The 13,173-nt window shown below is 60.8% G+C and carries 15 protein-coding genes and 1 tRNA gene; 11 read left to right on the forward strand and 5 right to left on the reverse strand.

Annotation, left to right across the window (positions count from 1 at the left end; all coding sequences use genetic code 11):
* Nucleotides 1-95: 95 nt before the first annotated feature.
* Together ACR2J1_RS11045 and ACR2J1_RS11050 are read right to left on the reverse strand one after the other, a co-directional pair.
* Nucleotides 96-245: a hypothetical protein gene (locus ACR2J1_RS11045; RefSeq protein WP_434019378.1), complete on the reverse strand. Its 150-nt coding sequence runs from the start codon at nucleotides 243-245 to the stop codon at nucleotides 96-98.
* A 103-nt stretch (nucleotides 246-348) separates the two neighbouring features.
* A complete protein-coding gene (locus ACR2J1_RS11050) occupies nucleotides 349-675 on the reverse strand; it encodes a hypothetical protein (RefSeq protein ID WP_434019379.1) in 327 nt (108 codons plus the stop codon).
* A 237-nt stretch (nucleotides 676-912) separates the two neighbouring features.
* Between ACR2J1_RS11050 and ACR2J1_RS11055 the strand changes: the two genes are divergently transcribed.
* The 4 genes from ACR2J1_RS11055 (at nucleotide 913) to ACR2J1_RS11070 (ending at nucleotide 2,820) form a co-directional block, all read left to right on the forward strand.
* Nucleotides 913-1,173, forward strand: coding sequence for a hypothetical protein (locus tag ACR2J1_RS11055; protein ID WP_434019380.1), 261 nt, complete (start codon nucleotides 913-915; stop codon nucleotides 1,171-1,173).
* 41 nt (nucleotides 1,174-1,214) lie between these two features.
* Entirely contained in the window at nucleotides 1,215-2,060 is an 846-nt protein-coding gene (locus tag ACR2J1_RS11060) for a TIGR02587 family membrane protein (RefSeq protein ID WP_434019381.1), read from the forward strand.
* Nucleotides 2,060-2,467 (forward strand): hypothetical protein, encoded by a 408-nt coding sequence (locus ACR2J1_RS11065; protein ID WP_434019382.1) that lies wholly within the window; start codon nucleotides 2,060-2,062, stop codon nucleotides 2,465-2,467. Before ACR2J1_RS11060 ends, ACR2J1_RS11065 begins: the two co-directional genes overlap by 1 nt.
* 119 nt (nucleotides 2,468-2,586) lie before the next feature.
* Nucleotides 2,587-2,820 (forward strand): hypothetical protein, encoded by a 234-nt coding sequence (locus ACR2J1_RS11070; protein WP_434019383.1) that lies wholly within the window; start codon nucleotides 2,587-2,589, stop codon nucleotides 2,818-2,820.
* A 336-nt stretch (nucleotides 2,821-3,156) separates the two neighbouring features.
* On the opposite strand, the gene ACR2J1_RS11075 is transcribed toward ACR2J1_RS11070, so the two are convergent.
* Nucleotides 3,157-3,702: a phasin family protein gene (locus ACR2J1_RS11075; protein ID WP_434019384.1), complete on the reverse strand. Its 546-nt coding sequence runs from the start codon at nucleotides 3,700-3,702 to the stop codon at nucleotides 3,157-3,159.
* A 174-nt stretch (nucleotides 3,703-3,876) separates the two neighbouring features.
* Between ACR2J1_RS11075 and ACR2J1_RS11080 the strand changes: the two genes are divergently transcribed.
* The 4 genes from ACR2J1_RS11080 (at nucleotide 3,877) to ACR2J1_RS11095 (ending at nucleotide 8,155) form a co-directional block, all read left to right on the forward strand.
* Entirely contained in the window at nucleotides 3,877-4,170 is a 294-nt protein-coding gene (locus ACR2J1_RS11080) for a hypothetical protein (protein ID WP_434019385.1), read from the forward strand.
* A gap of 1,778 nt (nucleotides 4,171-5,948) precedes the next feature.
* On the forward strand, nucleotides 5,949-6,656 hold the full coding sequence (locus ACR2J1_RS11085) for an alpha/beta fold hydrolase (protein WP_434019386.1): 708 nt from the start codon (nucleotides 5,949-5,951) through the stop codon (nucleotides 6,654-6,656).
* A gap of 425 nt (nucleotides 6,657-7,081) precedes the next feature.
* Nucleotides 7,082-7,291 (forward strand): cold-shock protein, encoded by a 210-nt coding sequence (locus tag ACR2J1_RS11090; RefSeq protein WP_434019387.1) that lies wholly within the window; start codon nucleotides 7,082-7,084, stop codon nucleotides 7,289-7,291.
* A 453-nt stretch (nucleotides 7,292-7,744) separates the two neighbouring features.
* Nucleotides 7,745-8,155: a response regulator gene (locus ACR2J1_RS11095; RefSeq protein ID WP_434019388.1), complete on the forward strand. Its 411-nt coding sequence runs from the start codon at nucleotides 7,745-7,747 to the stop codon at nucleotides 8,153-8,155.
* Between the two features lie 336 nt (nucleotides 8,156-8,491).
* Here the strand turns inward: ACR2J1_RS11095 and ACR2J1_RS11100 are convergent.
* A tRNA-Arg gene (locus ACR2J1_RS11100) sits at nucleotides 8,492-8,567 on the reverse strand.
* 348 nt (nucleotides 8,568-8,915) lie between these two features.
* On the opposite strand from ACR2J1_RS11100, the gene ACR2J1_RS11105 reads away from it, so the two are divergent.
* On the forward strand, nucleotides 8,916-10,010 hold the full coding sequence (locus ACR2J1_RS11105; RefSeq protein WP_434019389.1) for a Ppx/GppA phosphatase family protein: 1,095 nt from the start codon (nucleotides 8,916-8,918) through the stop codon (nucleotides 10,008-10,010).
* Between the two features lie 22 nt (nucleotides 10,011-10,032).
* Here ACR2J1_RS11105 and ACR2J1_RS11110 read toward each other — a convergent pair whose 3' ends face one another.
* Nucleotides 10,033-11,463, reverse strand: a complete 1,431-nt coding sequence (locus ACR2J1_RS11110) for a DHA2 family efflux MFS transporter permease subunit (protein ID WP_434019390.1) — start codon at nucleotides 11,461-11,463, stop codon at nucleotides 10,033-10,035.
* An 88-nt stretch (nucleotides 11,464-11,551) separates the two neighbouring features.
* Between ACR2J1_RS11110 and ACR2J1_RS11115 the strand changes: the two genes are divergently transcribed.
* Nucleotides 11,552-12,283, forward strand: a complete 732-nt coding sequence (locus ACR2J1_RS11115; protein WP_434019391.1) for an RlmE family RNA methyltransferase — start codon at nucleotides 11,552-11,554, stop codon at nucleotides 12,281-12,283.
* An 85-nt stretch (nucleotides 12,284-12,368) separates the two neighbouring features.
* Nucleotides 12,369-13,173 (forward strand): methyltransferase domain-containing protein (locus ACR2J1_RS11120; protein ID WP_434019392.1); only part of this gene is annotated, 805 nt, incomplete at its 3' end.

Raw genomic sequence — 13,173 nt, forward strand, 5'->3', positions numbered from 1 at the left:
CCCGCAAGCCGCTTCGTTCCTCGCTTGCGGATCCGCCACGCGAAAAGCCGAGCCTAAAACAAGCGATAGAAAACGAAGTGTCCCGCGCGGACGCTCTAGCGGTCGTCGGGCGGCGCGGTCAGCTTGAGGGCGGGCATGTCAGTTCCGGGACTGCCACAGCCGGCGACAGTCAATAGCGCGAGGCCGCAAAGCGTCAGGGCAATCGCCTTCGTGGCGCGGCTGCGGAAGCGCTCAAGCATGCGCATAGTTAACCCGCGCCGTTGGGTCGAAAGTGAGGCTGGGGGAAGGCATTTCGTAGTCAAAGGGCAGGAAACGTCCGTGTTTCGGAACGACCCTTCGGGCGGGGCGTTATCCCACACTGAACCCAAGGAGAACCATAATGAAGACCGCATTCGCAATTCTGACGGCCGCGCTTTTGACGGCGACCGCAAGCATGGCCGCCGATCCTGCGCCCGCACCGGATACGATGAAGGATGCGAACGGCAATTCGGCGATGCCGAGTTCGGAATCCGCGCCCAGCACCATGGGCAAGACCAGGCCGCCCGCACCGGATACGATGGAGGATGCGGACAATTCGGCGATGCCGAGTTCGGAATCCGCGCCCATCACCGAGGGCAAGACCAGGCCGCCGCCGCCGGAGTAAAACGAATCGTCATCCAGGGCCGGCTTCCACATCGTGTGAGCCGGCCTTTGGTTTCCTGTGAGGGTCGGGGCAACCGCAATACGCTAACACGCGGCTCCGGGCGGCTGCTTCGGCGCGAAAGAATTGTCGAGCACGTGGCTCTCGCGCATCGGTCCCTTGCAAAATTCCGCGACGCATTCCATCATCGTTGAGAGGCGGATTGGTCGCATCCGCCGGAGAAATGAAGCCTGTCTTCGATCCTGGACGGGTCACATCGCTTGGGGGCCTATATGAAAATCACAGTTTCGAGCCTGCTCATCGCTCTCGCTTCGGTGTCGTACGTCTCCTGGGCGGAGGCGGCGCCTATCAGCAAGCCGGTGCGGCAGGCCTGTCAAAACGACTACCGCAAATTCTGCGCCGAATACGGCATCGATAGCCCGGCACTGCGGAGCTGCATGGACCGTGCAGGCAAGTCTTTGTCGAAGGTCTGCGTCAATGCCTTGATCGACGCCGGTGAAGTCACGCGCACCGAGGTCAATCGCCGCAAATAAAGAGCGCGTTTGCGCAGGCTCGGGACGGAGCCGTACCGGCGATGGGCAACACACACGCAAATGCAGAACCGCGGTCGGGAACCACCCGGGAGTTTATCGTAGGGCTAGGGCGCGCCTTCGCCGGCGCGCTCATTTTTTCGCTGCCCCTCCTGATGACGATGGAGATGTGGACGCTCGGCCTGAATGTCGATCCCTTACGGTTGGCTCTTCTCCTCATTGTGCTTATTCCCTTGCTGGTCTGGCTCTCTTATCTCGGCGGCCTGCGCCAGAACACCCACATCGTCGACGACGTCGCGGATGCGCTCATGGCGATCGCGGTTGCGTTCTGCGCGGCGCTTTTCGTGCTTTGGATGTTCGGTCTGATCGGACCCGGGATGTCGCTGCGGGAGATCGTCGGGAAGATCGCGCTGCAACTCGTGCCAGGCAGCATTGGGGCGATGCTCGCGCAGAACCAGTTAGGCGGCAATGACGAATGGGACCAGCGGGCGGCGCGGCAAAACTATGTCGGCGAGATTTTTCTGATGATGGTGGGGGCGCTGTTCTTGGTCCTCAACGTCGCCCCCACCGAGGAGATGGCCGTCATCGCCTATAAGATGACGGTCTGGAAGGATGTCGGACTGGCGGTGGTTTCGATCGCCCTGATGCATGTCGTCGTCTATGTCGTGGAATTTCGCGGCACCGAGGCGCGGCATCCCGCCGAGTCGTTTTTCAGCGTATTCGCGAGATTCACGGTGGTCGGTTATGCGGCGGTATTTGTGGTCAGCCTCTATATTCTCTGGACCTTTGGGCGCCTGGAAGGGCTGTCGCTGGAGCAGATGCTGAGCATCTGCGTGGTCTTGAGCCTTCCCGGCGCCATTGGGGCGGCGCTCGCGCGCTTGATCCTGTGATGGCGCGCAAGGCGGCCGAGCCGCAAAAGCAGACCGGGACGTCGCCGTGGGAGTGGGCCGCCGCCGCACTCGGCGCAGCGGTCATCGCCTTCGCCATTTGCTACATGGGATGGTACGGGCTCACGCGCTCCGGTGGCCCTCCCGTCCTCGTCGTAGAAAGCCAAGAGATCGAGCAGGTTGGTAATCTCTATCTTCTGCAGATCTCCGTTCGTAACGAGGGACATTCCAGCGCCGCACAGGTGCCGATCGAGGCTTCGCTGCTCGAAGGCGACAAAGTCGTGGAAACGAGCGAGGTAACCGTCGACTTCGTGCCGGAGAACTCCGTGCGTGAAATTTATTTGCAGTTCACGCGCGATCCCAACCGCTTCGCGTTGGAGGTGCGGGCGCTGGGTTCGTCGCCACCCTGACGCATTTCCGCACCATTTTTGCAGGCTCAATCGCGGTTGAACCGCGCAGGGAACTTTGATTGTTCTGGTCAATTCATCTTGAGCAAAACGCTCTCCACAAAGCCACGGAGGAACACACCATGCGTCTCACGCTCCCGCTTCTCGCCGCGGTCCTTGTTGCCGGAACCATCCTGCCCGCGCATGCCGAAACGAAGCCGGTCAAGGGCGCCGTGCAAGGAACCGCCACGATCGGTAAAGGTGTTGCCAAGGGCGCCGGTCAGGTCGGGACCGGTGTCGTCAAAGGCACCGGAACGGCGGTCAAGTCGACCGGCAGAGGCCTGCGCTGCATCTTCACGCTCGGCAATCGCTGCTAGCATAATGGTGCGCCCGGCACGGCTCGAACATGCAACCCCCAGATTTGGCCGGACCCCGACGGCAAATATCTCATCAAGGCTGGTGGACCGAAGGTGTGGAAGAAGTTTCGCCTTCGCAAAGAACATAAAGGCCTCTACTACGACTTCGGCTCCGATAGCTCGCATCTCGTTGCAGGTGACCAGCCCTTGGTGCTGAATGAGGATCAAAATTTCGCAACGGTCCGAGCGCGCCTCAATTACCACTTCAAAAGCGGTTACTGATTTCGCCTTGGGACCCCAGCGTCGAGCTGGGCTTTGATTGGTCTGGCTACTTCAGTAGCTACTTTGGTTGACACCTCACTTCGGCCGCTGGGGTAACCGCAGTTCACTGAACTGCTTACGCCAATAAGCTGCTTGCAATTCCATGACCTCGGCAACGTTCTTGGCCCCGGCTAGGCCCGTTGCCAGATCGAAGCCGTTGTTAATGTTACGCTCAGCTACTTCGAGGATCTTGCGGTTGAGCGCTACAGCGTCCTGACCAGCAGTCCCGAAAGATTTCTGCCAGCTTTCTAGCACGGCTTGGAGGGCGTTCTTTGAACGCTCATAGACCTCCCGTGTCTGAGCTACGCTCCCTTGAGCAAGCATCTGCATTGTGGCTGGGACTCGGCTATCGCGAGATTCCTCAAATTGAGCTGCGACCTCGCGTCGTATATCGCGCGCCTCCCCGATGGCAACTTTGGGAGAGGTCTTGCGATATGAATCAGGCTCGTTCTCTGCCGCTGTTTTGGTGGCACGCTTGCGATGTGCACCGCGCGCCTTCTCTGCAGCAACTTTGGTGGCGCTCTTGCCACGTGCACCGCGCGCCTTCTTGGCGGCAACTTTGGGAGTAGACGACTTCGTCATGGTACTGCCTCTTGGTGCTCAGCGGTGGTGCGCCTTTGCCAAGCACGGCACGCTAGACGCCCCCATTAATGGCGAACCTTGATGATAATTCGCGCATCGACGGAACGTTCCTCCAAGCCACAAGTTAATCGTCCCGCCCACAGGCGCTTCGGCTAATAAGAAAGGACTATTGATATGGCGACTGCGAACCAAACTTACAGAGAGGCTGCCAATTCCCTAGCCGATCGTCTGGCTGCAGAAACCGCCAAGACCTCCGCGGAGAAGGCGACTTCCATGGGCGCGGAGATCGCCGATGTGGCCAGTAATGTCTCCGACATGGCAACCGAGCAGTACAGCCGCGCACAAGACATGGCCGTCGAGGCGTTTGACGACGTCCACGCGGCGATGAAGCGCAATCCACTGATGGCAGTGGCAATCGCCCTTGGACTGGGCTTCCTATTCGGCGTGCTCACCAGAACGCGGCGCTAATCCCTTACTTCGTTCTTGTCGGCTTTGCAGCTTCGCCGTCGTTCGTATGCGAGACCCCATGTTCCGAACCTGGATGGACTTTGCCTTCACTTCCGCGCGTCTTAGTCACGAGGCACTTCCGCGCGTTTTAGTCACGAGGCGCAGGAGGTAATGAGCCTTCGCCTGACGAAGCTCGCTCGTGGCGGAACCGAGAGCCACATTGAGGCGCATCTCATGGTATCAGAGAAGGGGTTTGCACTCGCCGAGGCGTTGATCACGCGTCCACCGGCGGGTCAATACAGAAGGTGGTACGCCGCTATCCAATAAGCGCAGACTCTCGCGCCGTAAACGGCGAGTCTTGAGTGGCCGCCAACAGCTTGCGCCCATTAGTTGCGGCACAGCACCTCCCAGCCATGCCTTAGTCACTAGAACGAATCAATCGAAGTTGAATATGATTCGAGAGTTCGCCTTACCGCAGTCCGAAGAAAGACAGCAATAATAGGACGACCACGACCACGCCAATGATCCAGAATATGTTATGCATGAGTAATCCCTTCCCGACTGAAGCTTCAACGTTCGAAGGCAAAAATGGTTCCTCCGATTGTTTTGCTCTGCGTAGACACCAACATGCGCGATCTGCGAGCATTGGGGAGCAGGTATTGGCGAACGCCGCAGGTTGAAGATGAGGGCACCTGGAGAGTGTGAGGGACGGCAAGACCGAGACAGCGAGTGCGCCTTGAAGATGGTCTGAAGCTCGATCTGAACAAGCTCGTGCGCGAGGGATTCTTGCCACGCGACAGTCAGCCCCTCACTGTCAGCACCACATGGAACTCCAGTCATCGAGGTGTGCTCGCGAGCGCACTTATCACGATCCTGAAGGAAGGAGAGGATCGGGGCTCTGTCAAAATTGTCGTTCCAGACAAAATTGAGCAACGGCTCGATCTGATCGCTGAGCCCCGACATTTCGGCGGGCGGCAGTGGTATTTCAGGTGTCCTTTGACAGGTACGAGATGTTTGGTGGTCTGGCTACCACCCGGCGCGAACCGCTTCTGCTGCCGCCAAGCGTGGGGTAAGCAGGTGGCCTACTCGACACAATTCGAGGCACCGTTCGACCGGCCAATCAGTGCGAGGGGAAAAAGTCAAAAGTCGATGATCGGCGAGTTAAATCTGAGCGAGTGGGAATTGCCGCCGAAGCCCAGGTCGATGCGGTGGCACACCGCCGCGTCGTCGCCGCGGGAAAGACAGAGGACGCCGCCTTTCGCTGCTAGGCCTATTAGGCTGGAGGGCATGCGGCGCCGACTTTTAATCGGCGAAATCCAACCCCAGAATCGAGGCTCCGATGCGGCCTCGCGTCACAGCGTTGGAACATCTCCGCTCCGAGTCCCTTCACCCTATACATGTCGCGACGCGGGCCTGGAGCGCTGCGCTTCTATCGGGAAAATGAGCGCTGCGCTTCTATCGGGAAAATCAGAGGGCCGTTTAGGCCTCGTCGAAAGGGACTCAGCCATGAGCCGCGTTTGAAAACCATCGCGCGCGAGCGCACTCGTCGTCGCGACGGCGGCTTCGTTGGCTGACGGTATACAACATATGTCGTACACGTAAGGCCGAGCGCGAACATCCGCCAACCGGGCGCTTCGTAACCGTCGGCGGAGTCAAACTTCATTACATCGAGAGGGGCGAAGGCCCACCAGTCGTTTTGCTGCACGGCAACGTGGTTACGGCTGAGGATTTCCGGACAAGCGGAGTGCTGGAACGTCTCACGAGGCATCATCGCGTCATCGCGTTCGACCGTCCGGGATTTGGATACAAGTGACCGGCCGCATGGTTCGGCATGGAGTGCCCGTGCGCAAGCCGACCTTCTTAAAGACGCGCTTGATGTTGTTAATATCAAGCGCTCTGTTGTCCTCGGTCACTCCTGGGGCGCAGCGGTGGCGTTGGCAATGGCGCTGAACCGTCCTAACGACGTAAGAGGACTCGTTCTGCTCTCTGGCTATTACTATCCAACGTTACGGGCGGACGTTCTGTTGTCCTCACCTCCGGCCATACCCATCATAGGAGATCTGCTGCGCTTTTCGATCTCTCCTCTGCTTGGCAAACTATTGCAGCCACTACTGCTCAAAGGAATGTTCGCGCCACTACCCGTACCAGCCAACTTCTCGACGGGCTCCACGCCAAACATGTCGTTACGGCCCGGGCAGATCCGCGCGGAGAGTCAAGACGGCGTCGCTATGATCCCAGGTGCCATCGCGATGCGGCACCGCTATCAAGAATTGACAATGCCAGTTGTTATCATGGCGGGCACCAAGGATGGTGTCGTCAATGCCAAGCAGCCGCGCCGGCTTCACGCGCAGATTCCGCACAGTAATCTACGGATGGTTCCTGGCGTGGGGCACATGCTCCATTACGCGGTTCCCGAGGAGGTCGCTGAAGCGATCGAAGTAGCGGGAGGCTTGCCTACGACGCTCGATAAGACTCGGGGTGCCTCACATACGGCATCTGCAGCATAGCATCGACGCCAACTTGGCGATTTGATTCCTCACTGATCCATTATCAGCGGCTTGAAGGCTAAGAGCTTCCAACGGTTTCTCGCGTTAACGTCGCCGTAAGGTGACTGTCAGGTAACGCGAACCCATTTCGGCCATCCGCTAACCACCTATTCAAGGGTCAAAACTTCAATGCACGAGAAGCTGAACTTCCGCAGCGCGATTTTGAAGGTGTCCGCTCATGTCCCTCAGCCGACAGCCGAAGCGGCATAAGCCCGCTGCCATCTGATTGTTCCGATGACTGAGTAAATGATGCCCGACGGTCATGCAATGATCCCAGGGCTTCTGGCGTTACCCCCGCCTTTACGCTCCACACTGCTGTTGACTTCCACACCTATCGTTGCATACAGCGGACGCTGTAGAATCGTAAGGATAGGAAAGGACGACCGATGAAGACGGGCGTTGTGAAGTTTTACAACACGCAAAAGGGCTTTGGTTTCATCCAGCCTGATGACGGAGGTACGGACGTATTCGTTCACGCTACGGCCCTCGAGCGCGCTGGCATGTCGAGCTTGGCAGAAGGTCAGAAGGTCTCATTTGACACTGAGGTGGACAATCGCAGCGGAAAGACCGCCGTTGCCAACATAAGGGCGGCCTAACGCTGGCGGTACGATGGCCCGCCGCTTCCCCGCACCGTGCTCGTTGAGGAGACCCCTGGCGAGTTCCCATGGCGGAGTGTATGGTCGATGTTCGCGCCGAATGAACTGAGTGCCGTCACCGCCTTCCCCTGGCCCTAACCGGGGGGAGGCGTTGTCGTTTTTTGCGCGGGCAGGCGGTGCTCCCTTATTGCTAATACCCATGACCGGTGGTGATGCCAGAAGGCCTCAAAGTGGGATAATCTCCGAAACGTGGCGTGTTTTGTTACGGGGCCGCGTCGGCTTCGATGAGACCTTTCCCGCGTTCTTCGTGTGGAGTTCGTCCAGCTTGCCTAATAGCTACTGGCGCTCGGCCGGATGGGGGACGTCGTGCTCCCAGCCAAACAGACCGACTACCGGAACCACTTCTCTCACTCCAGGTTCAGCTTGAGAGGGGACAGGCGTAAGGACATCGGTTTGTCTGATCATGACGCTAACGAGGTCGTACCTATCATCTTGGTGGTCGATGACGAGTTCCTCATCCGAGCCCTGCTCTCAGATCACCTTCAAGAATGCGGCTTCAAAGTCCTTGAGGCCGCCTCAGCTGACGAAGCTATCGGAATTATCCAGAACGGCGATTTTTCAATTGACCTGGTCCTCACTGACATCCGAATGCCCGGACCAATGGACGGCTTCGGCTTAGCTAGATGGCTCCATACGCACAGGCCGGGCCTTCCAGTCATTCTTACATCCGGCAATTCCAAAAAAGCACATGCCGTGAAGGAGCTTTGTGAAGAGCGGCCTTTTTTTGAAAAGCCCTACGATATGAAGGAAGTTCTCGCTCAGGTGAGAGTCAGCTTAGAATCCTCTCGCGCGGTTACGGACTAACGCCCTGGGGCTAGCTTCGCGCCCCATGAAGCCGCTATTCCCAGCCCGTCACAGGCCCCGTGGCTGAGAGAGCTCTTTACGCCATGCCGATCTGAACGGCGTATCTAAGGAAAGAGAGCGCCCATGTAACCGCGATGACTCATCGCTTCCCCGCCGATGGACAGTTGAGCATCCACCATATGAAAGTCAGAAGCGCAGCCATGATGACGGATCATACGCGAACAAGAAGCCCGAGGATCTAAGAAGGAAAGTGCGTGCTTTCGCACGCGCTGCGCTTACTATGTGCTTGCTAGGCAAAGCGCTGCAGCACCTTTCGTGGCTTACTCATTGATTTAATGGCGCGCCCGGCACGGCTCGAACGTGCAACCCCCAGATTCGAAGTCTGGTGCTCTATCCATTGAGCTACGGGCGCCTCGGCCGCGGACGCGGCGAAAGCCAGGTCCGGTTATAGCCCGCTTGCGGCCATTTAGGACATTCCTCGGAAATGTGCGGGCGCGCGAAACGAAGCTTTACCCAAGGCGATAGCTCGTTAGACTAGAGACATAGGATCAATGCCGTGCCGCCCGATGACAAAAACGGTGGGCGGGTGCGGGCCAAAGGATCGATCATTGTGAGTGGGCCGAGCGGCGATGCCCGCACGGCTGCCATGAGTCCGTCCGGGGTTAAACCCGCACGGAACGAGACGGATGACTGCCGGGGGGGCGGGAGTCCGACGCCCGTCGCGGCAGCGTCGCTGCAGGGCGCGTCTCAAGACGACCTCGTGGGGGCAGCCGGGGGCAAGACGGAAGGGTCTGTGGCGGCGCGGCCGGCCGCAGCTTCCGTCTATGGGGCGCTCGATCTCGGCACCAATAATTGCCGCCTTCTCATCGCGCGGCCTTCGCGGCGCGGCTTCCTCGTCATCGACGCCTTCTCCCGCATCATCCGCCTCGGCGAAGGCGTGCTGAGTTCTGGCCGGCTGTCGGACGCCGCGATGCGGCGCACCATCGAGGCCTTGAAAATATGCTCCGACAAGATGGCGCGGCGCGGCGTGTCGCGTTCGCGCCTGATCGCCACGGAGGCTTGCCGCATCGCGGCCAATAGCGGCGAGTTCATCGAGCGCGTGCGGGCGGAGACGGGCCTTGCCATCGATATCGTAACCCAGGAAACCGAGGCGAAGCTCGCCGTCAGCGGCTGCGCGTCGCTCATCGATCGCAATTGCGACTGGTCGCTCGTGTTCGATATCGGCGGCGGCAGTTCCGAGCTGATCTGGCTCGATCTGACGCGCTTACGCGGGCCTTGGCGGCGCTCGATCTACGATCGGCTGGAGGTGCAAAACTGCATCTCTGCCTGGACGTCCCTGCCCATCGGGGTGGTGAGCCTCGCCGAGCGCCACGGCGGACGCGACGTCAGCACCCAAAGCTACGAGGCGATGGTGAAAGACGTCATGACCGCGGTTGCAGCTTTCGAGGCGAAACATGGATTTGGCGCGCGGATCGCCAATCAGAGCGCGCACTTCCTTGGCACCTCGGGAACGGTCACCACCATCTCGGGCATTCATCTCAACCTGCCGGTTTACGAGCGGTCGCGGGTCGATGGCTGTTGGCTCAGCGCGCATGACGTGCGCACGGTGTCCGATCGGCTTATTGCCATGAGCTTCGCCGAGCGCGCGGCGCAACCCTGTATCGGCCACGAACGCGCCGATCTCGTGCTCGCCGGCTGCGCCATTCTCGAGGCTCTGCTCAGGGTCTGGCCCTGTCAGCGGTTGCGGGTTGCCGACCGGGGCTTGCGCGAAGGTATTCTCACCAACCTGATGGCCGAGGATGGGCAGGACCGCCAAATGGGTCAGCGCAGGCCAGAGGCCGGCCCGCGCGCCTGAACCCCGCCACGCGCATCCTATCCTATTCGCCCGCCTCGACGGGCGCTGCCGCCTTCTCGCTTGGGCCGATGGGGCGTGCGCGCGCCGCTAGGCTAGCGCCGGCCCCCTTCGGCAGTTGGAGGAAGATTAGCGCCGAGCTTGCCGCCAGGCACGCGACGATGACGAAGGCCGCCGGAAAGTCTCCCGCCACGACGGTCGCATGGTCGCGTCCCATGCGCTCGAACTCGAGCACCAGGGCACCGATGGCGACGCCCGCGGAGAGGGAGAGTTGCTGCGCTACGGATGCAAAGCTTGTCGCGCGGCTCATCGCCTTAGACTCGATGTCGGCGTAAGCGAGCGAGTTGATGCTGGTGAATTCGAGCGACTTGAAGAAGCCGCCGGCCAGCAGCAGCGCCAGGATGACGCCATGCGGCGTCTCCGCGGTGAAGAGCGCGGCTGCCGCAATGAACAGGCTGCTCAAAACGGCATTGACGACGAGCACGCGCCGGAAGCCGAAGCGGCGCAGGATGGGCGCCGCGGTGGTCTTCATGGCGATGGCGCCCACGGCGCTGGCAAACGTAAGAAGGCCCGATTGTAAAGCGGAGAGGCCGAAGCCGAGCTGAAAGAAGAGCGGCAGGAGGAAGGGCTGCGCCCCGACGCCGATGCGATAGAGAAATCCTCCGACCACGCTTGCGAAAAACGTGTTGATCTTGAACAGCTTGAGGTCGAGCAGCGGCTCCGGCGCCGTGCGGGCGTGGCGGACATAGAAAAAGCAGCCGAGCGCGCCGACAACGAACAGCGCGATGACCGCTATAGGCCGGAACAGGCCCTGGCCCATGGTGGTGAAGCCGAAGGCAAGCCCGGCGAGACCGATACTCGACAGAAAAAAGCCCTTCAGGTCGAGCGGCGGTAGGCCTTCCTCGCGAATGTTGGCCACATAACGCGAGGCGAGATAGACGCCGAGCATGCCGACCGGAATGTTGATCCAGAAGATCCAGCGCCAAGACACGAAGGTGGTGATGAAGCCTCCGAGCGGCGGCCCGATCACCGGACCCATCAGGGCCGGCACGGTGAGCCAGGCCAGGGCGGAGATGAGCTCCGCCTTCGGCACCGTGCGCAGAATGACAAGGCGGCCGACCGGCACCATCATGGCGCCGCCCATGCCTTGAATGATACGGAAGAGGACGAAGTCGGGCAGGCCTTGCGCGAAACCGCAGGCCGCCGAGCCCAGGGTGAAGACGACGATGGCGGCGCGAAACACGGTGCGGGCGCCGAAGCGGTCTGCCATCCAGCCGCTTAAGGGTATGAAGACCGCGAGCGAGAGCAAATAGGACGTGAGCGCCAGTTTGAGCGCAATGGGATCCTCGCCCAAATCCGCCGCGATCGCCGGCAGCGACGTCGCGATCACGGTCGAATCCATCGTCTCCATGAAGAGCGCGACGGCGACGATGAGGGTAACGAAATAGCGGGGCATGCAGCCGGTGTGTTAGAGGCGGACAAGGCGGAAATGGGCCACAGCGCGCGGCTCGGTCAAGGGCGGGCGGCGAGATGCCACGATTGAAATGGTAAAAGAGACGAAAAGCGGACGCGGGCCCGCGCGCGGTGGCGGGCGCAGCCTCTCGGTGCGCGTGCGTACGGCGAAGGGGAGGAAGTCCGGCTCGACCCGCTGGCTACAGCGGCAGTTGAACGACCCCTATGTCGAGGAGGCGAAGCGGCAGGGCTACCGCTCCCGCGCCGCCTTCAAGCTCGCCGAGATCGACGATAAGCACAACATCTTGCAGCCGGGCATGACGGTGCTCGATCTGGGCGCTGCGCCGGGCGGCTGGAGCCAGGTCGCCGCGAGCCGCGTGCGTGCGGGCAACGGTACGGGCAGAGTGATCGCCGCCGATATCAGCGAGATGGAACCGATTCCCGGCGTGGAGGTGCTGCTGCTCGACATGAGCGACACCGGCGCGCCGGAGCGGCTCACGCTCGTGCTCGGCGATGCCAAGGCGGATGTCGTGCTCTCCGACATGGCGGCGTCGGCGACCGGCCACAAGCCCACCGATCATCTGCGCATTGTGGCCCTGGTGGAGGCGGCCCTCGACCTTGCCCGGCAGGCGCTCGCCCCGCGCGGAAGCTTCCTTGCCAAGGTGCTGCAAGGCGGCGGCGGCAGCGAGCTCATGATGCGGCTGAAGAAGGATTTTGCCAAAGTGCGCCACGTGAAGCCGAAGGCAAGCCGTGCGGATTCGGCGGAAACCTACGTGCTCGCTACTGGCTTTCGCGGCGGGGGCGGCGCCATGCAAGACACGTGATGCTCACGCAGCTGTGTCTTGGAGCCTCTGCCCGGCTGCAATCCGTCCTGCTAGTCTTGCCGGCGATCAATGCAGGAGCAACGCGATGAATATCGAGGTGGTGAAAGAGTATTACGGCAAGGTCCTGAAATCGTCCCAGGACCTCAAGACGTCGGCCTGCTGCGATGGCGGTGGCGTGCCGCCTCACCTCCAGGCTGCATTGGCCAACATTCATCCGGACGTCACGGCGAAATATTACGGCTGCGGCATCACCGTGCCGGCGGCGCTTTTCGGCAAGCGGGTCCTCGATTTGGGCTCAGGGTCGGGGCGTGACGCCTATCTCATTTCTCAGCTGGTCGGGCCCGCGGGAGAAGTCGTCGGCATCGACATGACCGACGAGCAGCTTGCGACCGCAAAGACCCATCTCGATTGGCATATGCAGCGCTTCGGTTGCGCGCGCCCCAACGTCTCCTTCCGCAAAGGCTATATCGAGAAGCTCCACGAGCTCGGCCTTGAGACGCAGAGCTTCGACGTGGTCGTGTCCAACTGCGTTATCAATCTCTCCGTGGACAAGCCCGCGGTGCTGCGCGGCGCCTATGATCTCTTGAAGCCGGGTGGCGAGCTCTATTTCGCCGATGTCTATTGCGACCGGCGGCTTTCCGATCACATCCGCACCGATCCCATGCTCTATGGCGAGTGCCTCGGCGGCGCGCTCTATTGGAACGATTTCGTCCCCATGGCCAAGCAGGCCGGATTCCTCGATCCGCGCCTCGTCACCAGCCGTCCCATCGACGTCGAGGATGAGGCCATGCGGCAAAAGCTCGGCCAAGCGCAGTTCTTCTCCGCGACCTATCGGCTATTCAAGCTCGATGCGCTGGAGACGGCCTGCGAGGATTACGGCCAGGCGGTCC

This window comes from Methyloceanibacter sp. (genome assembly GCF_050999895.1).
GTDB lineage: Bacteria > Pseudomonadota > Alphaproteobacteria > Rhizobiales > Methyloligellaceae > Methyloceanibacter.

What these genes read in the sequence shown, in the direction of transcription:
- ACR2J1_RS11045 (WP_434019378.1), bottom strand. Translation starts at nt 245, where the DNA reads ATGCGCATGCTTGAGCGCTTCCGCAGCCGCGCCACGAAGGCGATTGCC.
- ACR2J1_RS11050 (WP_434019379.1), bottom strand. Translation starts at nt 675, where the DNA reads ATGTGGAAGCCGGCCCTGGATGACGATTCGTTTTACTCCGGCGGCGGC.
- ACR2J1_RS11055 (WP_434019380.1), top strand. Translation starts at nt 913, where the DNA reads ATGAAAATCACAGTTTCGAGCCTGCTCATCGCTCTCGCTTCGGTGTCG.
- ACR2J1_RS11060 (WP_434019381.1), top strand. Translation starts at nt 1,215, where the DNA reads ATGGGCAACACACACGCAAATGCAGAACCGCGGTCGGGAACCACCCGG.
- ACR2J1_RS11065 (WP_434019382.1), top strand. Translation starts at nt 2,060, where the DNA reads ATGGCGCGCAAGGCGGCCGAGCCGCAAAAGCAGACCGGGACGTCGCCG.
- ACR2J1_RS11070 (WP_434019383.1), top strand. Translation starts at nt 2,587, where the DNA reads ATGCGTCTCACGCTCCCGCTTCTCGCCGCGGTCCTTGTTGCCGGAACC.
- ACR2J1_RS11075 (WP_434019384.1), bottom strand. Translation starts at nt 3,702, where the DNA reads ATGACGAAGTCGTCTACTCCCAAAGTTGCCGCCAAGAAGGCGCGCGGT.
- ACR2J1_RS11080 (WP_434019385.1), top strand. Translation starts at nt 3,877, where the DNA reads ATGGCGACTGCGAACCAAACTTACAGAGAGGCTGCCAATTCCCTAGCC.
- ACR2J1_RS11090 (WP_434019387.1), top strand. Translation starts at nt 7,082, where the DNA reads ATGAAGACGGGCGTTGTGAAGTTTTACAACACGCAAAAGGGCTTTGGT.
- ACR2J1_RS11110 (WP_434019390.1), bottom strand. Translation starts at nt 11,463, where the DNA reads ATGCCCCGCTATTTCGTTACCCTCATCGTCGCCGTCGCGCTCTTCATG.
- ACR2J1_RS11115 (WP_434019391.1), top strand. Translation starts at nt 11,552, where the DNA reads ATGGTAAAAGAGACGAAAAGCGGACGCGGGCCCGCGCGCGGTGGCGGG.